This is a genomic window from Mycobacterium paragordonae, assembly GCF_003614435.1.
Taxonomy (GTDB): domain Bacteria; phylum Actinomycetota; class Actinomycetes; order Mycobacteriales; family Mycobacteriaceae; genus Mycobacterium; species Mycobacterium paragordonae.
The window spans coordinates 2,379,910-2,395,848 of sequence record NZ_CP025546.1 but is presented as its reverse complement, the minus strand read 5'-3'; the positions used below and the strand labels follow the sequence as shown (position 1 = coordinate 2,395,848).

Sequence of the window (15,939 nt, the reverse complement as noted above, 5' to 3'; positions counted from 1 at the left end):
AATTCAGATGCTCGCCGGCCGGGGCATGACGATGGGTTTGACGCCGTAGCGCGGCGCGCCGAATCCGGTGCTGTTCCGGCCCGTTGACGCCATCCCCGGCATGCCGGGCAGCAGCGTCGTAGCGGGGACCGTCGGCGGCGCCGCGGCTGCCCAGCCCGGGGGTCGCGGCGTCACACTGGACACCAGAGTGGCCGGGCCGGCCCAGGCCGACGGCGCCGACATCGCGCCGATCGGGGATCCCCCGACCAGCCCTGCCGCGACGGGTGCCTCTCCGGCGCCAATCGCCGCGGCCCCTTCTAGACCCGCGGCATCGGCCGCGCCCTCCACCGCACCTTCCTCGACCGGCAGCAACAGGCCGCCGTTGGCCAATCCGACCAGATTCGATGCCGCCGACGCCCAGTTGCCGACGCCGATGTTGACGATGTTGGCCACGTCGGCCAGCGGGGAATCCGTCAGCGCCGCGGGCAGTGCAGCAGCGGGCAGGGCGGCCGCGGGTAGTCCCGCAGCGGCCGAATTGGCCGACTCGGTGGCGGCGTAGGTCTGTGCGCTGAGCCCGAGAGTATTGACGAAGGTGTCGTACATGGCGGCCGCTTCCGCGCTGACCTGTTGGTACAGCGCTCCGTAAGCGGCGAACAGGGAGGCCTGCAGCGCCGAAACCTCATCTGCGGCAGCGGGAATCATGCCGGAGGTGGTGGGAACTGCGGCGGCGGTGTTCTGTGCGGCCTGCTGGGCGCCGATGGTCTGAAGCTGTCCCGCGGCGGCGGCCAACTCATCGGGCTGTGCGGTCAAGAAAGACATGTGTAGCTCCTCTTCTTCAGGCGGGCCGGGTGATCGGCACCCCCGTCCGGCATATAGGCGCGCTCCAAGCCGGTTCACGGCTTCGTAACAACGCCATATTGAGCGTGTCATCTTGCTGTGGTAAGCGCGCCGAAATCAGCTGCGCGGCGCGAGAATGTTGCCGAAACGGTGCGGACGCGTCAGCGCAGCGCCGAACCCCACTGAACCTGTTCGCGGAGCTTGGCTTTGAGTAGCTTCCCGCCGGCGTTGCGCGGCAGCGGCGTCGACACAACCGAGATGTACTGCGGGACCTTGAAGTCGGCGAGTTGCTCGCGGCAGTGTTCGAGTACCGCAGGCACGTCGACCTGCTCCCCGAACAGGACCGCGCCAACCTTCTCCCCCATCACCTCGTCCGGCACCGCGAGAACGCACGCGTCCGCAACAGAAGGAGCGCCGAGCAGTGCCGCTTCGACCTCAACGCTGGAGATGTTCTCGCCGCCGCGATTGATGATGTCCTTGAGTCGGTCGATGATGTGTACCCGTCCGGCGTCATCGACGCGAACCACGTCCCCGGTATGCAACCAGCCGTCCACGATGGTGTTCGAGGTCGCTTCGGGCCGGTTCCAGTAGCCGGCAGTGACGTTGGCGCCCTTGGTCACCAGTTCGCCGATGAGTTGGCCGTCCTGGCCGGCGTCGCTGGGGATGACGCCGAGATCCACCGAGGGCACCGCGTATCCGACTGAGTCGGCGTGCTCGATGCTCTCGGCCTCGGGCTGCACAGTCATCAGCGAAGCGGTCTCGGTCATGCCGTAGGCATTTGACACCGCGGCTTGCGGGAAAGCGCTCTTGATCGACCGGACCAGTGAGGGTGCGATCGGTGCGCCGCCGTAGCCGACCCAGCGGACGCCGGACACATCTGCCGTGCCGAAATCCTTGTGCCGCAGCAATAACGCGTAAATCGCCGGAACGGTACCCATCACGGAGATGCGCTCGGCGCTCAGGGTAGCCAATAAGTCGTCGAGGTTGAGCACCGGCATGATCACCGCTGCTCCACCCAGCCGGGCGGCCACCAAAAGTTGTGTGTTGCAGCCGGTCACGTGGAACAGCGGCACCGAGATGAGCGTACGCAGACCCTCACCGATGTCGCGCGGCTGGTTGAAACACCGGATTGCGTTCTCCGTGTTGGTCACGAATGCTTCGTGGGTGGTGGGCACGCCCTTGGGATGCCCGGTGGTGCCCGACGTATAGAACAGCGCGGCAACGTCTTTCGGGCCGAGATGGTCGCAGACATACGGCGGACCATCCGGCAGCGGCGTGTCCGCGGCCAGGTCGACGTGCGCCCCGGCATCGGCTAGCACGAAATCGACCTCCGGCTGCGCCGATCGCGTGTTCACGGCGACCGCGATGCCTCCGGCCATCACGGTGCCCCAGAACGCGAGCACCCACCTGATGCCCGCGGGGTAGCGCACCGCGACTCGGTCGCCATGTTTGAGACCGCCCGCGCGCAGACCGCCGGCGACGCCCGACGCACGGTCCCAGAGTTCCCGGTAGGTCAGGCGATCTGAGCCCAACTCGACCACGGCTTCGCTGTCCGGCCGGGCGGTGACCTGTTCGTGAAGCATCTCGAGCAGGGTGGCCGGGATGCCGTCGTAGTGTGGGATGCCGTTCTGATCGACGGTGATCCCGTCTTGCGGGAATGGATTGCTTGCGCGCGAGATCTCCACTACTTCAGACATGCCCGTTCCTCACCTACCGTCGTCTCCATCCCAACGGTAGGGGCAACCCCAACGTCAGGCCAGGGTGAATCTGACGTAGCTGTCAACGTCGAAGGCGTGGAACACCTTGCGTCGCGGAGCGGGCAACTCGGGCTCGACGGCTGCTGCGTCGACTACCTCCGGTCGCTCCACGTGGTAGGTCTGACCCTTGGTGGTGATCGTTGCCGACCCGGCGGCCAGCACGTTGCGAAGCCAGTCGACACCCGTTCCGTAGGGCAGCGGCACGACGAAGCCACCGCTGACTGGAACGGCGACGACCGGGGTGGAGTAGTGCCTTCCCGAATTCCGGCCGGTGTGCTCGATCACCGAGGCGTACCAGAAGCGGCTTCCCGCCACGGTCATCATGACGGGGTTGAGCACGTGCTTGTTGAAGTGCCGGACCGCGTCTCGGATTCCCGGCTTTGTGTAGGTGGTCATAGTGAACGAGCCTGCTCGCGCGGCCGACTCTGGGACAGGGGCCTTGGTCCACTCATGGCGAGGACTTCTGCCAGCGGCCGGACGTGGTTGTCCTATCGTCGTAGCGGTGACCCTTGCTGAGCCTGCTGCGTTCTTCACCGTCGACGGCGACTCCTACCTGCCCGGACCGATGACTCGGGGGCCGTGGGGCGCGGCGATGGGCGGCCAGATCGTCGGCGGCCTGTTGGGTTGGGGGATCGAGCAATCCGGCGTCGACCCCGAGTTCCAGCCGGCCCGCTTGACCGTGGACCTGTTGCGCCCGGCTCTGCAGGAGCCGGTGCAGATACGGACGTCGGTGCAGCGTGAAGGCCGGCGTATCAGGCTCGTCGACGGTGCGCTAGTGCAGAACGGACGGACGGTCGCGCGAGCCAGCGCGCTATTTCTTCGGCGCGCTGAGCATCCCGATGGCGAGGTGTGGTCGGATTCGGTGGAGATGCCGCCGCTTCCGCCGGACTCTGCGGGGTTTCCGCCCGAGATGCCTTTTCTGATTTGGGGCTACGGGGCCACGACCGCGGGTAGTCCGGGTATCGCGGCGGGTGAGTGGGAGCAGTCGCATTCGCGAAAGTTTGCCTGGACAAGGCTGTTTCGGCCGATGGTGCAGGGATATCCGTTGACGCCTTTTACGAGGCTGGCCTTCGTCGGTGATGTGACGAGTTCGTTGACTCATTGGGGCACCGGCGGATTGCGCTACATCAACGCCGACTACACCGTTACCGCGAGCCGGCTGCCGGACGGGGAATATGTGGGGCTGGCGGCCCAGAGTCATTACGGCTCAGCCGGAGTCGCCACCGGGAGCGCGACGCTGTTCGATCGGCACGGGCCGATCGGCACCAGTGTGGCACTGGCGCTGGGCCAGCCGGCCGACGCGTTTCAGCCTGTGCATACCTGACTGCGGCTGGTTAGAACGGCCGGAGCGGGATGGCGAGGAAGACGTGGCCGTTGAACAGCGCTTGTCCCACTACCCGGTCTGCGCGAGCCCGGCCTCATGTGCCTGAACCAGGCATTGCGCAACGTCGACCAGCTTCGTGTGGGTCTCCTGGGACACCTTGAGCAGCATCCGGAACGCATGCAGACCGTCGACGTCGTTGCGCTGCATCAGCAGGCCTTTGGCTTGACCGATGATGTCCCGGCTGTCCAGCGCCCGCTGGAACCGCGCCTCGGAGTTGAGGCGGGCGAGCGCAACTGAGGCGTGTTGGGACAGCACCTCCCCGACGAGAATGGACTCTTCGTCGAAAACCTTGGTTTCGCCGCCGTAAAGGTTGAGGGCTCCCAGACTTCCGCGGCGGACGAACAGCCGGAACGACAGCAGGCTTCGAACTCCGCGGTGCATGGCTGCTTCCGCGAAGCGTGGCCACCGCTTTTCAGTGGCCATGTCGTCGACCTTGACCGTGTGGTGTTCACGCAATGCGCTCAGACATGGGCCTCCGTCGAGCGTCGTCTGCAACGCATCCAACTCGGCGACCAGCTGATCGGTGGGAACCCGCGACTCGATCCGGTCGCCCTCGAGAAAAGAGATCCCCGCCCAGCGGGCGCCGGGCACGATCTGCACCGAGCTCCGCACGATCTCCTGCAACACCTCTTCCGGGTCGCTGTGGCCCTCCAGCTCCACAGCGAGAGTGCCGAGCAGGTGTGCGAGGTCATCCGCTGCAGGAGGCGGTGTGACCATGCTGCTCTCCCGTCTCTCACCTGAGCGGCTCAGTCCATGCCTCGCGGACTTGCCCAACACCACCACATGCCGGTCATGCCGTCCACAGATCAACATTGTCTTCTTTGCCGTCGACCAGGTCCACTGATCAGCTCCGGGCGGGAGTGAGTTGCTGCAGTCGGTCTTGTCGAGGGCATGCTTGAAGGCTGCTGCTAATCGCACTCTCCGTCCGCGCATGCATCTAGAATTCTGCTACCCGGCAAAGCCCGCGGGCAGCCACAAGGGAAGTGGGAGCCACGTGTCCGAGTCAATTGAGCCTGCCGTTCGGCAACTGCGTGCGACCACGGTCGTCAACCACCTCGAAGCTGAGAACCAGCATGACATCGCTGCGACGCTCGCGACCTTCAAGTCCGGTGTGGCAAGAACGGAACTCCCCGGCGAGGTCGCCGTCGGTCACGACGCGGTTGCCGACTCCTACCGCGAACTTTTCATTGCCTTTCCAGACATGCGCTTCGACATCGAGCCCGGTTCGCTCTGCCATCACGACCACCAGGTGTTGATGGAAACTCATGTGCGCGGTACGCACCTCGGGCCATATCGCGGCCTTCCCCCGACAGGCCGCGCGGTCAAGCTGCCCCTTGCGTTGGTCTTCGAATTCGACGGAGCCGAACTCGTATGCGAGCGCGCTTATTTCGACCGCATGGACCTGCTGATTCAGCTTGGTGTCGGACGCGATCCGAACAGCACCGCAGGTCGGATCGCAACGCTCCTCAACCACCCCGTAACTGTCGCGCGGGCGGCGCTGCGCGCGCGCAGACCCCGTAACTGAGAAGCCGGCCAACCTATCCCATCAGTGTCGCGGCGACCGTCGCGCCGAGGTTCCAGCAGGCCTCGAGTTCCGGCTTCGAAGGCTTGCCCGACACCACCACATGATCCGCCGCTTTCACCCACCCGAGGCCCGCGGTGATGCCATCGACCGCCCGCACAGCGCCCTCGCTGCCTTCGTTGCCGTGGATGTAGAGGCCGAACGGCCTTCCCCGGGTGGCGTCAAGCAGCTGGTAGTAGGACTCGTCGAAGGCGTGCTTGAGGGCACCGCTGATGTACCCGAGGTTCGCCGGCGTGCCGAGCAGGTATCCGTCGGCCTCCAGCATCTCCACCGGTGAAACGGTGAGGGCCGGTCGTCGCAGAACCTCCACGCCCTCGATTTCCGGGTCGGTCGCGCCTGCGACTACCGCTTCGAGCATCTCCTGGCAGTGCGGCGATGGCGTGTGATGGACGATCAACAGCCTGCTCACCCTTGAGCCTCCAGCTGGACCGCCGCCTTCATCGCTTCCCGTGCCCGACGCCGATCCCCCGCATAGTCGTAAGCCCGCGCCAGCCGGTACCAGTGACGCCAGTTATCTGGGTCATCCTCCAGTTCGGTGCGGACGGTTTCGAACAACGCATCGGCGGCGCCACGCTCGATGCGGCCCGACGCCCGCCGGGGCAGACTGCTGACGTCGAGTTCCATTCCGTCGTCGGCGATGCGGCGGGCCAGCTTCTGGTGGGCGAATCCGGCGCGCAGCGTCGCGATCATCGCCCACAACCCGAGAAACGGCATGATCAGTAGCGCTAGACCCAGGCCCACCGCGGCCGGCCGACCAGATCCGACCATCACCAGCGCGATTCGGCCGAGCAGGACGAAGTAGACCAGCATCGCCGCGCAGAGGAAGGCGATCAGCAGCTGGATGCGCAGGGTTTTCGTCATTGCAGGTTGAGCAGTGGCTCTATACCTATGGTCAGCCCCGGATGCTCCGCGATGCGACGCACCGCCAGCAGGACGCCGGGTACGAAGGACGTGCGGTCGAGACTGTCGTGGCGGATGGTCAAGGTCTCGCCTTCGGTGCCGAACAGCACCTCCTGATGCGCGACCAGTCCAGCCAGTCGGACCGCGTGCACGGGGATGCCGTCGACGTCGGCGCCGCGGGCGCCGGGCAGACTGGTACTGGTGGCATCGGGATTGGGCGGCAAGCCTTTTCGGGCCTCGGCGATCAGCTTGGCGGTCCGGGTGGCAGTGCCCGAAGGCGCGTCGGCCTTATGCGGGTGGTGCAGCTCGATGACCTCGATCGAGTCGAAGTAGGGCGCGGCCTGCTTGGCGAAATGCATGGTCAACACCGCGCCGATGGCGAAGTTCGGCGCGATCAGTACGGAGGTTCCGGCATTCTTTGCGAGCCAGGACTCGACCAGTTCGATGCGCTCGTTGGTGAATCCGGTAGTGCCGACGACAGCGTGAATGCCGTTGTCTATGAGGAACTTCAGATTGTCCATCACGACGTCGGGATGGGTGAAATCTATGACCACCTCGGTACCACTGTCGGTCAGCAGGCTCAGCGCGTCGCCCTGGTCGACTTGTGCCGAAAGGGTCAGATCGTCGGCGGACTCGACCGCCCGCACCATTGTCGCCCCGACTTTGCCTTTGGCTCCCAGCACACCGACCCGCATGGGCTGAAGCCTACTGGGAAGGGGTTTATGCACAGTTGGGTGTTTGTCCACAGCTCGGGTTTTCGAAGCGGCGCGCAGCTACGCCGCTCAATAGAATTCGAACATGCGTGCGATAACCGCTCCGGCAGAGCTGGTAGCCGCTTTCGATGCACTCGACGCCGCGGTCGCCTCAATCGCTGACCTACAGCACCAGATGCTGGACCCGGTGGTGCGATGCCGGGCCCTGGAACGTCTCGAAACCTCCCGCCGACGGCAAGCCGTGGTCAGCCACGACCTCATCGCCGGCCTCGCCGTCGCGGACCCTGCCGACATCGGCGGACCCGCCCATCAGGTCATCGCCGACTGGTGCCGCATCAGCTACGCCGAAGCGCGCCGCCGCATCCGGGATGCCGCCCAACTCGCCCCACGCACCACACTCACCGGACAGCGGTTACCCCCCGAACTACCAGCCACGGCCGAGCTGTGGCGTCAGGGCATGCTCGACGCCCAGCACCTGCGGGTCATCCAAAGCTTTGTCCGCGACCTGCCCGCTGTCACCCCGGCTGCCGTCATCGAGCACGCCGAACACCTGCTGGCCCATCAAGCCACCCAACTTCGCCCCGACCAACTCGACAAAGCCGCCAAACGCGCCGCCGTACTGATCAACCCCGACGGAAAATTCTCCGACCACGACCGCGCCCGCCAGCGCAGCTTGACCTTCAAACCCCAGCGCGCCGACGGCATGAGCGAAGCCACCCTCATCGCCACCCCCGAACTGCGCGCCAACATCGAAGCCTGGCTGGCCCGCTTCGCGGCCCCTGGCATGTGCAACCCCGACAACCTCGCGCCGGATGCCACCCCCGAGACCGACACCCGCACCCCCGGCCAACGCCAGCACGACGCCCTCAACGAACTGCTGCGCCGCCAACTCGGCGACCCCGACCTCGGCCAGCACAACGGCCTGCCCGTCACCGTCGTAGTCACCACCACTTTGCAGGAACTGACCACAGCCACCGGCCGCGGCGTCACCGCCAGCGGCACTGTGGTCCCAATGCGCGAACTGATCAAGATGGCCAGCCGCGCCGTCCACTACCTGGCCATCTTTGACGGACACTCCAACCGGCCTCTCTACCTGGGGCGCGCCCGCCGCATCGCCTCAGCCGATCAACGACTGGCCCTGATCGCGGCCGAACGCGGGTGCACCTACCCCGGCTGCGATGTCCCCGCCGACAAATGCGAAGTCCACCACGTCAACGAATGGGCCACCGGCGGCAACACCGACATCGACAGCCTCACCCTGGCCTGCGCCCCTAACCACAAATTGATCGAAAGAGGTTGGACCACAACTAAACTTGCCAACCATCGCACCGCATGGACCCCACCGAAACGCTTCGACCGCGGCGGCCCCCGCACCAACGATTACCACCACCCCGAACGACTTCTCAGCGACGACGATGACGAACGGGCGGGGCCGTAGGGATGCGGCAGGACGCGGCACAGGGGCGCCTCTCTAGGCTGGGATGGTCGAGATGTCGGTGCGAGAAAGCAGAGGTGCGCGCGTGAGATCCAGCGATATCCGGATCCGCGAGGCCAAGCCGAAGGATTACGCCAGGGTGGCGGCGATGCACTATCCGGTATGGCGACGGTCCTGGCAGGGCATCGTGGCCACCCATGTCCTGGACATGATCAGCACGCCGAAAACGTGGGTCGACACGTTCTACCCGACGGCGCTCAAGAGGGGCGGCTGGCAGATGTTGATGGCCGAGGCGCGGGGGCAGTTGCTGGGGATGGCGCTGTTCGGGCCGGACCTGTCCAACCCCAAGCACATTCAGATCGACGCGCTCTACATCCTTGACGACAACCAGCGGACCGGCATCGGCGGCATGTTGCTGGACAAGATGCTGCGCACCTATCCGGACAACGACGTCATCCTGTGGGCCGCCAACAAGAATGAAAAAGCCCGCAACTTCTACGAGAAGCACGGCTTCCAGCTCGACGACCGCACCTACGTGTGGAAACCGCTGCCCGGTGTGACGGTGCCGCACGTGGGTTACCGCCTGTACCGCTCGACCGCCGAAGAGGCGCCCGAGCAGGCAACGGCGCCCGTTCAGGTACCGCCGAGCATTCCAGCCATAGCCTCACTGATCACGCCGCCGGTAGCCGCGCCGAGCACGCCAGCGGCGGCCTCGCCGATCAAGCCGTACCCGATCGAGATCCCGCAGGACCAACTCGACGACTTACGCCGCCGGCTCAGCTCGGCGCGCTGGCCGGTGGAAATTGCCGGAGCCGACTGGGATTACGGCACCGAGCAGGCCTTCCTGAAAACGGTCATTGACCACTGGGTGCACCGCTACGACTGGCGTGCCACCGAGGCCGAAGTCAACGCCGCCGGTTCCTTCATCACCGAGGCAGCCGGGCAACGGGTGCACTTCCTGCACACCAGGTCAGAGCACAAAGACGCCATTCCCCTGGTCATCACCCACGGCTGGCCGGGCTCGGTGGTCGAGTTCCTCGATGTACTTCCGTTGCTGCAGAAGCGGTTTCACGTGGTCCTGGTGTCGATGCCGGGATACGGCTTCTCCGGCCCCACGGAAGAGCGCGGGGTCGACGTCGCGAAGGTCGCCGCGGCCGTTGCCGACGTGATGGCCCAGCTGGGATATGACCGCTACGTCGCGCAGGGCGGCGATTGGGGCGCTCTGGTCACCCGTCATCTCGGTGAGCACTACCCGCAGCACGCCGTCGCGATCCACACCAACATGCTGTTCGCGCCGCCCGACCAGAACGACGCCGAATTGCTGGCGAACGTCACCGAGGCGGAATGGGCGGCCGTCGCGGCCGGCGTCGAACGGATCAAAGACGGCACCGCGTACATGGAAATCCAGTCCACACGGCCACATTCGCTGGGCTTCGGGCTGGACGACTCCCCGCTGGGCCTGGCCGGCTGGATACTGGAGAAGTTTCACGCCTGGTGCGACATCTCCGACGGCATGCCCATCCGCACCGATCGGCTGATCGACAACCTGATGTTCTACTGGCTCACCGGCACCGCCACCTCGGCGGCGCGCCTGTATTGCGAATCCTCTCGTGCGGGCACCGGCCCGCTCAGCGACTGGACCGGCCGCGTCGACGTCCCGACCGGTTACGCCGTCTATCCGGGCGAGATGCTGCAGACGCCCCGCGCCTGGGCGGCAGCACGATACAACCTGGTCCATCACTCCGTTCACGGCCGCGGCGGCCACTTCGCCGCCTTCGAGCAGCCCGAGTTGTTCGCCGCCGACCTGACCAGCTACGCCGATGTGCTGGTCGAGAAAGGTGTGTTCTAGCGGTCGATCACCAGCCGGCCGCCGGCCGAACGGGAGACACAGATCAGCATCTCGTCGCCACCCTCGGCGGTGCGGCCGCGCCGCTCGACTTGTCCGGCAAGTACTTTGACCTTGCAGGTGCCGCAGAAACCCTGCTGGCAGGAATAGGCCGTCGTCGGATCGCGGTCGAGCATGACCTCAAGCGCCGAGCGATTCGCCGGGACGCTGAGCACCTGCCGCGAGCGCGCCAGCTCCAGCTCAAACTCGGTTCCGTTGACGATCGGCGGCGGACTGAACCGTTCGTAATGCAAGGGCGCATTGGCGTGTCGGTCGCGGGCCACCCGGACCGCCTCCAGCATCGCGGCCGGCCCGCAGACGTACACCGCGGTCGTCGGCCCGGCACCGGCCAGCAGATCATCCACCGAGGCGATCCCGCCCCGTTCGTCGTCGGCCCACACCGTGACCCGCTCGGGCGCCACCGCCAGCACCTCTTTCAGCAGCGGCATGTATTCCCGGCTGCGGCCGGCATAGATTGCCCGCCAATCGATTCCGCGCTGAGCCGCGACTCGCATCATCGGCAGGATAGGCGTCACCCCGATGCCGCCGATCACGAACAACACGTCGCGCTCCGACGTCCCGAGATAGAACGCGTTGCGGGGTCCTTCGAACAACACCGTGTCGCCCACATCGAAGGCGTCGTGCATCTCGATCGACCCGCCGCCGCCGTCGGCGATGCGGCGCACCGCTATCCGGTAGTCAGTGCGGCGCCCCGGCGGTCCGCACAGGGAGTACTGCCGGCGACGCCCCGAGGGCAGCTGCACGTCGATGTGACCGCCCGGCGTCCAGGACGGCAGCAGGCCGCCGTCTTGGTCCGCCAGCGTCAGGGCGACCACATCGGGGGCAACGAGCTCCCGCGCGATGACCCTCGCGCGATGTGTGCGCGGCACCGGCGTCACCCGCGACGGCTTCCACCGCGAGGCCGCGGAAAGCCCGCCCATCACGGTGCGCACGCCCCACAAGACCGTGAAGAACCGGTCGCGGTCGCGGCGGCCATAAAGGTCGGCGGGCCTGCTCGTCCAGATACTGTCCGGCACCGTCATTCCCTACTGCTGCCGGATATCCAGGCGAGCCAGCAAGCGAATGGCGGACGGGCTGATGCGCCGCATCGCATATCCGAGCCGGGACTCCGGAGCGACGGGCAGCACCGCGGGCCCGGTCCTGATGGACTTGACGATCGCCTTGGCGGTGGCTTCCGGGGTGTAGTTGCGCCGGCGGTAGGTGGCGTCCGCCTTCGCCCGGGCCCGCTCCTGCTGCTGCTCCGACAAACCCGCGTAGACAGTGCTTTTGGCGATATTGGTGTTTACGAAACCCGGGCACACGGCGGTGACGGTGATGCCCTCGTCGGCGAGATCGGCACGCAGGGCCTCGCTGAATCCCAGCACCGCCGCCTTCGTCGTGCTGTACGCCACCATCGACTTCGACGGAAGAAACGCCGCGGCCGACGACAGGTTGATGATGGTGCCGCCTTCGCCGCGCTTCACCATCTGGGCGCCGAAGGCCCGGCTGCCGGTGATGACGCCCCGGACGTTGACCGCCATGATGTCGTCCCAGTGCCGCGGAGACGTCTCCAGAAACCGTCCGGCCATCCCGATGCCCGCGTTGTTCACCAGGATGTCGACCACGCCGTGTTCGTTAAACACCTGCGCGGCAAGGTCATTCATCATGTCCTCGTCGGTGACATCGGCCTGGTAGACGGCCGCCTGCGCACCGGCCGCGCGGACGGCATCGGCCGTCTCGTCGGCGGCGCCCGGGTCACGGTCCACGATCACGACTTTGGCCGCGCCGTTGCGGGCCAATTCCACCGCGGTCGCGCGGCCGATGCCCGACCCCGCCCCGGTGATCAGCGCCAGCTTGCCGCCCACCTCGCGCGGTCCACCGCGCAGCTCCGATTCCGGCAACCCGCCGACGACCTGGTCGATCCACTCGCCGGTCAGCCGCGCGATCACGTCCGGGCGCGACGTCACCACCCAGTGCCCACCTTGGATCGGAACAACCCGGCCCGTCGGCGGAATCGCCCCGACGTACCGCTGCAAAGCCGGCGTGATGAAAAGGTCCTTGCCAGGGATCAGAACCTGCACCGGGACGGTGGTCTGCGGCACCTCATCGCCCGGCGAAACCAGTGGCGCGGGCAGGTTTTCGCGGTACAGGTTCAAGCCGTTGACGTAGTCGCCGATGGCCCGCGGCGACTTGGTACGGCGGCTCAGCGTGCTCGACCGCCCGAACCGTTCCAGTCCCTCAACGACTTTCACTCCCAACCGGGACCGGAAGAACAACTCCGGCAGCCCGGGGCTCAAGAAAAACCCGACATACACCGACGAACTCGCTTGCCGGGCCACCCGGCCGAGCTCGCGCGGGGTGCGCGCCGAGCGCACGAACTGACCGATATGCCGCACGTGCGGCCCCGAAATCGAAGTGAAGGACGCGACTTTGGCCATCACCGCCTCGTCGGTGACCGCCGACCACGCCTGCACCGAGCCCCAGTCGTGCGCCAGCAGGTGCACCCGTTCGACACCGAGGCTGTCGATGACGGCACCGATGTCGTCGACCAGCTGCGGCAGCGCATATCCGGATCTGGTTGCCGGCGATGATGATTCACCCGCGCCACGCACGTCGTAGGCGACGACGTTGTAGCGCTGCGCGAGCAGTTCGGCCACACCGTCCCACACCTGGTGATTGTCCGGATAGCCGTGGATGGCCAGCACGGTCGGGCGCGCCGGGTCGATGTCGTTGTAGCGGTGCACGGCCAGCGTGACACCGTCAGATGCGGTGATAATAGCCATGTTTCAGTGCGACGCCCGAGCGGCGGGCGACACCGCGAGGTAGTCGACGGCCCGCTCCAGCCCACCAAGCTGGGACGGGTGGAAGCCCGGCCGGTAATACGAGCCGACCACCCCGATCAGGCGCAGCGGCCCCGGCACCAGCCCGCGCCGCGCTGCCCGCAGGAAGTCGCGCCAGCGCGCCTTGGTGCCGGGCTGCACGCACGGGTCCACCGAGAACATGAACCGCACCCCACGAATCCACAACAGCGTCAGCACCGGTGTCACGGCCAGCTGAGCGCGGATCTGCCGCCAGTATCCGGCCCGCAGGTGCCGCATGGTGTCGAACGCGACGGCCTTGTGCTCCACCTCTTCGGCTCCGTGCCAGCGCAGCATGTCCAGCATCACCGGGTGTGTGCCGACGGCGTCCAGCGCCGGCGAGTCCAGGATCCACTCCCCCAGGACCGCTGTGTAGTGCTCGATCGCCGAGATGAATGCCACCTGCTCCAGCAACCAGCTGTGCTGCCGGCGCACGCTGCGCTGCGGCCTCTCCCCGAGGAGCTTTCCGAACAGCCACCGCACCTGGTCGGTGAACGGCGTCAGGTCGATGCCCTGGGCGTCGAAGTGGGCCAGCACTCCGGAGTGCGCCTGGGAGTGCATCGCTTCCTGGCCGATGAATCCCTGCACATCGAGGCGCAGTTGATCGTCCTTGATCAGCGGCAGCGTCTTCTTGAAGACGTCGACGAAGAACTCCTCACCGGCGGGCAGCAGCAGGTGCAGCACATTGAGGACGTGGGTGGCCATCGGCTGGCCGGGCACGTAGTGAAACGGCAGGCCGGCCCAGTCGAACGAGACGTTGCGCGCCTCGAGGACCAGGCGTTCGTGGTCGGCGGCATCCGACGTTGAGTGCGGGCCCACCGCCCGATCGTCAATTGTGCTCATTACGGCCCCCTTGCCTTGAGTGGCAAGTGTACTGAAACGCCCCAAGTATGCGATACCCGCGGTACTACCTTTTCTCGGCGCGCTGCTTGAGGCGCTGCAACGTCAGCTCGATGTGCTTGGCGTTGGCCGCCGTCCGGTCGGCGACTCCGGTGGCTCTACCGGCGACTTTGGCGAACCAGCCGGGCCGGCGGTCCCAGGTGCTCTCGGTGACCCGGCAGCCCCCGTCGGCCGCGACGATGTCGTACTGCCAGCGCGCGATCGGTAAGACCGTATGCCGCACGTCGAAGGCGAAGACCCGGCCGGGCTCGGCATCGGTGACGGTGCATTTCGTCGTCCAGCGTTTGCTGCCGTTCTCGTTGTGCCCGACGAACACCGCCCCCTTGGTGACCGCGTCACCCTTGCGCAGCTCCATCGAGACCGCCTCCTCGGCCAGGGCGGCCAGCGTCGGCAGGTCGGTGATGAGGTCGTACACCGCCTCGGGACTGGCGTCGATCTGCACGGTCGCTGTCGCGGATGGCTCACTCATGGGCTGATCATAGCCAGACCGCGATCGCCGGCCCGGTGGCGTTTGAGTTGTCTTGGAAGACGGCGTGGGGTGTGCGGGCGTGCCGATTCTTCTTCACACTGGAGGTCATGCGCATCGGAATTCCGACCGAGACCAAGAACAACGAATTCCGGGTCGCGATCACCCCGGCCGGAGTCGCCGAACTGGTTCAGCACGGTCATGAAGTGCTGGTGCAGGCCGGCGCCGGAGAAGGCTCGGCGATCACCGACGCCGAGTTCAAAGCGGCCGGCGCCGCAGTGGCCGGGACCGCGGCGCAGGTCTGGGCAGCCGAGTTGGTGCTGAAGGTGAAGGAGCCGATGCCGGCCGAGTACGGCTTCCTGCGTTCCGGGCAAACCCTGTTCACCTATCTGCACCTGGCCGCCTCGCGGTCGTGCACGGACGCGCTGCTTGCCTCCGGCGCCACGTCGATCGCCTACGAGACGGTCCAGACCGCGGACGGAGGCCTGCCGTTGCTGGCTCCGATGAGCGAGGTGGCCGGACGACTCTCGGCCCAGGTCGGTGCGTATCACCTGATGCGGACCCAGGGTGGCCGCGGCGCGCTGATGGGTGGGGTGCCGGGGGTCAAACCAGCCGACGTCGTGGTGATCGGCGGCGGCACCGCCGGTTACAACGCCGCTCGCGTCGCCAGCGGCATGGGGGCATCGGTCATGGTGCTCGACGTCAATCTCAACAAACTGCGGTTGCTCGACGCGGAATTCGCCGGACGCATCGGCACCCGCTACTCGTCGGCCTACGAACTCGAGGGCGCGGTCACCCGCGCCGACCTGGTGATCGGTGCGGTACTGGTGCCGGGCGCGAAGGCGCCCAGTCTGATACCGAATTCTCTTGTGGCGCAGATGAAGCCAGGGGCAGTGCTGGTGGACATCTCCATCGACCAGGGTGGTTGCTTCGAGGACTCCCGGCCGACCACGCACGACGAACCGACGTTCGCGGTGCACGACACCCTGTTCTACTGCGTGGCCAACATGCCCAGCGCGGTGCCCAAGACGTCGACGTACGCGCTGACCATCGCCACCATGCCCTACGTGCGCAAGCTGGCCGATCTGGGCTGGCGTGCCGCCTGCCGTTCGGATCCCGTTCTGGCCAAAGGCCTTTCGACACACGACGGCGCGCTGCTGGCCGACCACGTGGCCGAGGACTTGGGGTTGCCGTCCACCGATCCGGCCGGCGTCCTGGCCGGTTAACGGACCCGGTCACCGGA

At 66.6% G+C, this 15,939-nt stretch carries 16 protein-coding genes; 5 read left to right on the top strand and 11 right to left on the bottom strand.

The genetic code is table 11. From position 1 onward, the window contains the following. Positions 1-3 precede the first annotated feature (3 nt). From C0J29_RS11135 to C0J29_RS11125, 3 genes are all read right to left on the bottom strand, one after another. Positions 4-798 (bottom strand): PPE family protein, SVP subgroup, encoded by a 795-nt coding sequence (locus C0J29_RS11135; RefSeq protein WP_120792351.1) that lies wholly within the window; start codon positions 796-798, stop codon positions 4-6. Between the two features lie 179 nt (positions 799-977). Next, positions 978-2,513, bottom strand: a complete 1,536-nt coding sequence (locus C0J29_RS11130; protein ID WP_120792350.1) for a class I adenylate-forming enzyme family protein — start codon at positions 2,511-2,513, stop codon at positions 978-980. A 54-nt stretch (positions 2,514-2,567) separates the two neighbouring features. Then, complete coding sequence (locus C0J29_RS11125) at positions 2,568-2,969, bottom strand: PNPOx family protein (RefSeq protein WP_120792349.1); 402 nt, start codon at positions 2,967-2,969, stop codon at positions 2,568-2,570. Between the two features lie 169 nt (positions 2,970-3,138). On the opposite strand from C0J29_RS11125, the gene C0J29_RS11120 reads away from it, so the two are divergent. Beyond that, positions 3,139-3,897 carry a thioesterase family protein gene (locus C0J29_RS11120; protein WP_371872487.1) on the top strand — a complete coding sequence of 253 codons (759 nt, stop codon included), beginning with the start codon at positions 3,139-3,141 and terminating at the stop codon, positions 3,895-3,897. Between the two features lie 69 nt (positions 3,898-3,966). On the opposite strand, the gene C0J29_RS11115 is transcribed toward C0J29_RS11120, so the two are convergent. Next, on the bottom strand, positions 3,967-4,674 hold the full coding sequence (locus C0J29_RS11115) for a GAF and ANTAR domain-containing protein (protein WP_120792347.1): 708 nt from the start codon (positions 4,672-4,674) through the stop codon (positions 3,967-3,969). A 214-nt stretch (positions 4,675-4,888) separates the two neighbouring features. Here C0J29_RS11115 and C0J29_RS34755 point away from each other — a divergent pair, with 214 nt between their 5' ends. Continuing rightward, complete coding sequence (locus C0J29_RS34755; protein ID WP_120792346.1) at positions 4,889-5,482, top strand: ester cyclase; 594 nt, start codon at positions 4,889-4,891, stop codon at positions 5,480-5,482. 13 nt (positions 5,483-5,495) lie between these two features. Here C0J29_RS34755 and C0J29_RS11105 read toward each other — a convergent pair whose 3' ends face one another. The 3 genes from C0J29_RS11105 to dapB are packed head-to-tail and all read right to left on the bottom strand — an operon-like array spanning position 5,496 to position 7,134. Then, on the bottom strand, positions 5,496-5,948 hold the full coding sequence (locus C0J29_RS11105) for a flavodoxin family protein (protein WP_162951435.1): 453 nt from the start codon (positions 5,946-5,948) through the stop codon (positions 5,496-5,498). Further along, entirely contained in the window at positions 5,945-6,400 is a 456-nt protein-coding gene (locus C0J29_RS11100) for a hypothetical protein (protein ID WP_120792344.1), read from the bottom strand. Before C0J29_RS11100 ends, C0J29_RS11105 begins: the two co-directional genes overlap by 4 nt. Then, positions 6,397-7,134 carry a 4-hydroxy-tetrahydrodipicolinate reductase gene (dapB, locus tag C0J29_RS11095; RefSeq protein ID WP_120792343.1) on the bottom strand — a complete coding sequence of 246 codons (738 nt, stop codon included), beginning with the start codon at positions 7,132-7,134 and terminating at the stop codon, positions 6,397-6,399. Before dapB ends, C0J29_RS11100 begins: the two co-directional genes overlap by 4 nt. Positions 7,135-7,237: 103 nt before the next feature. Here dapB and C0J29_RS11090 point away from each other — a divergent pair, with 103 nt between their 5' ends. Both C0J29_RS11090 and C0J29_RS33340 read left to right on the top strand, forming a co-directional pair. Beyond that, positions 7,238-8,590: an HNH endonuclease signature motif containing protein gene (locus tag C0J29_RS11090; protein ID WP_120792342.1), complete on the top strand. Its 1,353-nt coding sequence runs from the start codon at positions 7,238-7,240 to the stop codon at positions 8,588-8,590. A gap of 82 nt (positions 8,591-8,672) precedes the next feature. Then, entirely contained in the window at positions 8,673-10,436 is a 1,764-nt protein-coding gene (locus C0J29_RS33340) for an alpha/beta fold hydrolase (protein ID WP_162951434.1), read from the top strand. Here C0J29_RS33340 and C0J29_RS11080 read toward each other — a convergent pair. From C0J29_RS11080 to C0J29_RS11065, 4 genes are all read right to left on the bottom strand, one after another. After that, positions 10,433-11,515 (bottom strand): PDR/VanB family oxidoreductase, encoded by a 1,083-nt coding sequence (locus C0J29_RS11080; protein WP_120792341.1) that lies wholly within the window; start codon positions 11,513-11,515, stop codon positions 10,433-10,435. The genes C0J29_RS33340 and C0J29_RS11080 overlap by 4 nt on opposite strands. A gap of 3 nt (positions 11,516-11,518) precedes the next feature. After that, positions 11,519-13,255 (bottom strand): SDR family oxidoreductase, encoded by a 1,737-nt coding sequence (locus C0J29_RS11075; protein WP_120792340.1) that lies wholly within the window; start codon positions 13,253-13,255, stop codon positions 11,519-11,521. Between the two features lie 3 nt (positions 13,256-13,258). Next, positions 13,259-14,173, bottom strand: coding sequence for a metal-dependent hydrolase (locus tag C0J29_RS11070; RefSeq protein ID WP_120792339.1), 915 nt, complete (start codon positions 14,171-14,173; stop codon positions 13,259-13,261). Between the two features lie 64 nt (positions 14,174-14,237). Then, positions 14,238-14,699: an SRPBCC family protein gene (locus C0J29_RS11065; RefSeq protein ID WP_120792338.1), complete on the bottom strand. Its 462-nt coding sequence runs from the start codon at positions 14,697-14,699 to the stop codon at positions 14,238-14,240. A 107-nt stretch (positions 14,700-14,806) separates the two neighbouring features. On the opposite strand from C0J29_RS11065, the gene ald reads away from it, so the two are divergent. Beyond that, a complete protein-coding gene (gene ald, locus C0J29_RS11060; RefSeq protein WP_120794674.1) occupies positions 14,807-15,922 on the top strand; it encodes an alanine dehydrogenase in 1,116 nt (371 codons plus the stop codon). The last annotated feature ends 17 nt before the right edge of the window (positions 15,923-15,939 follow it).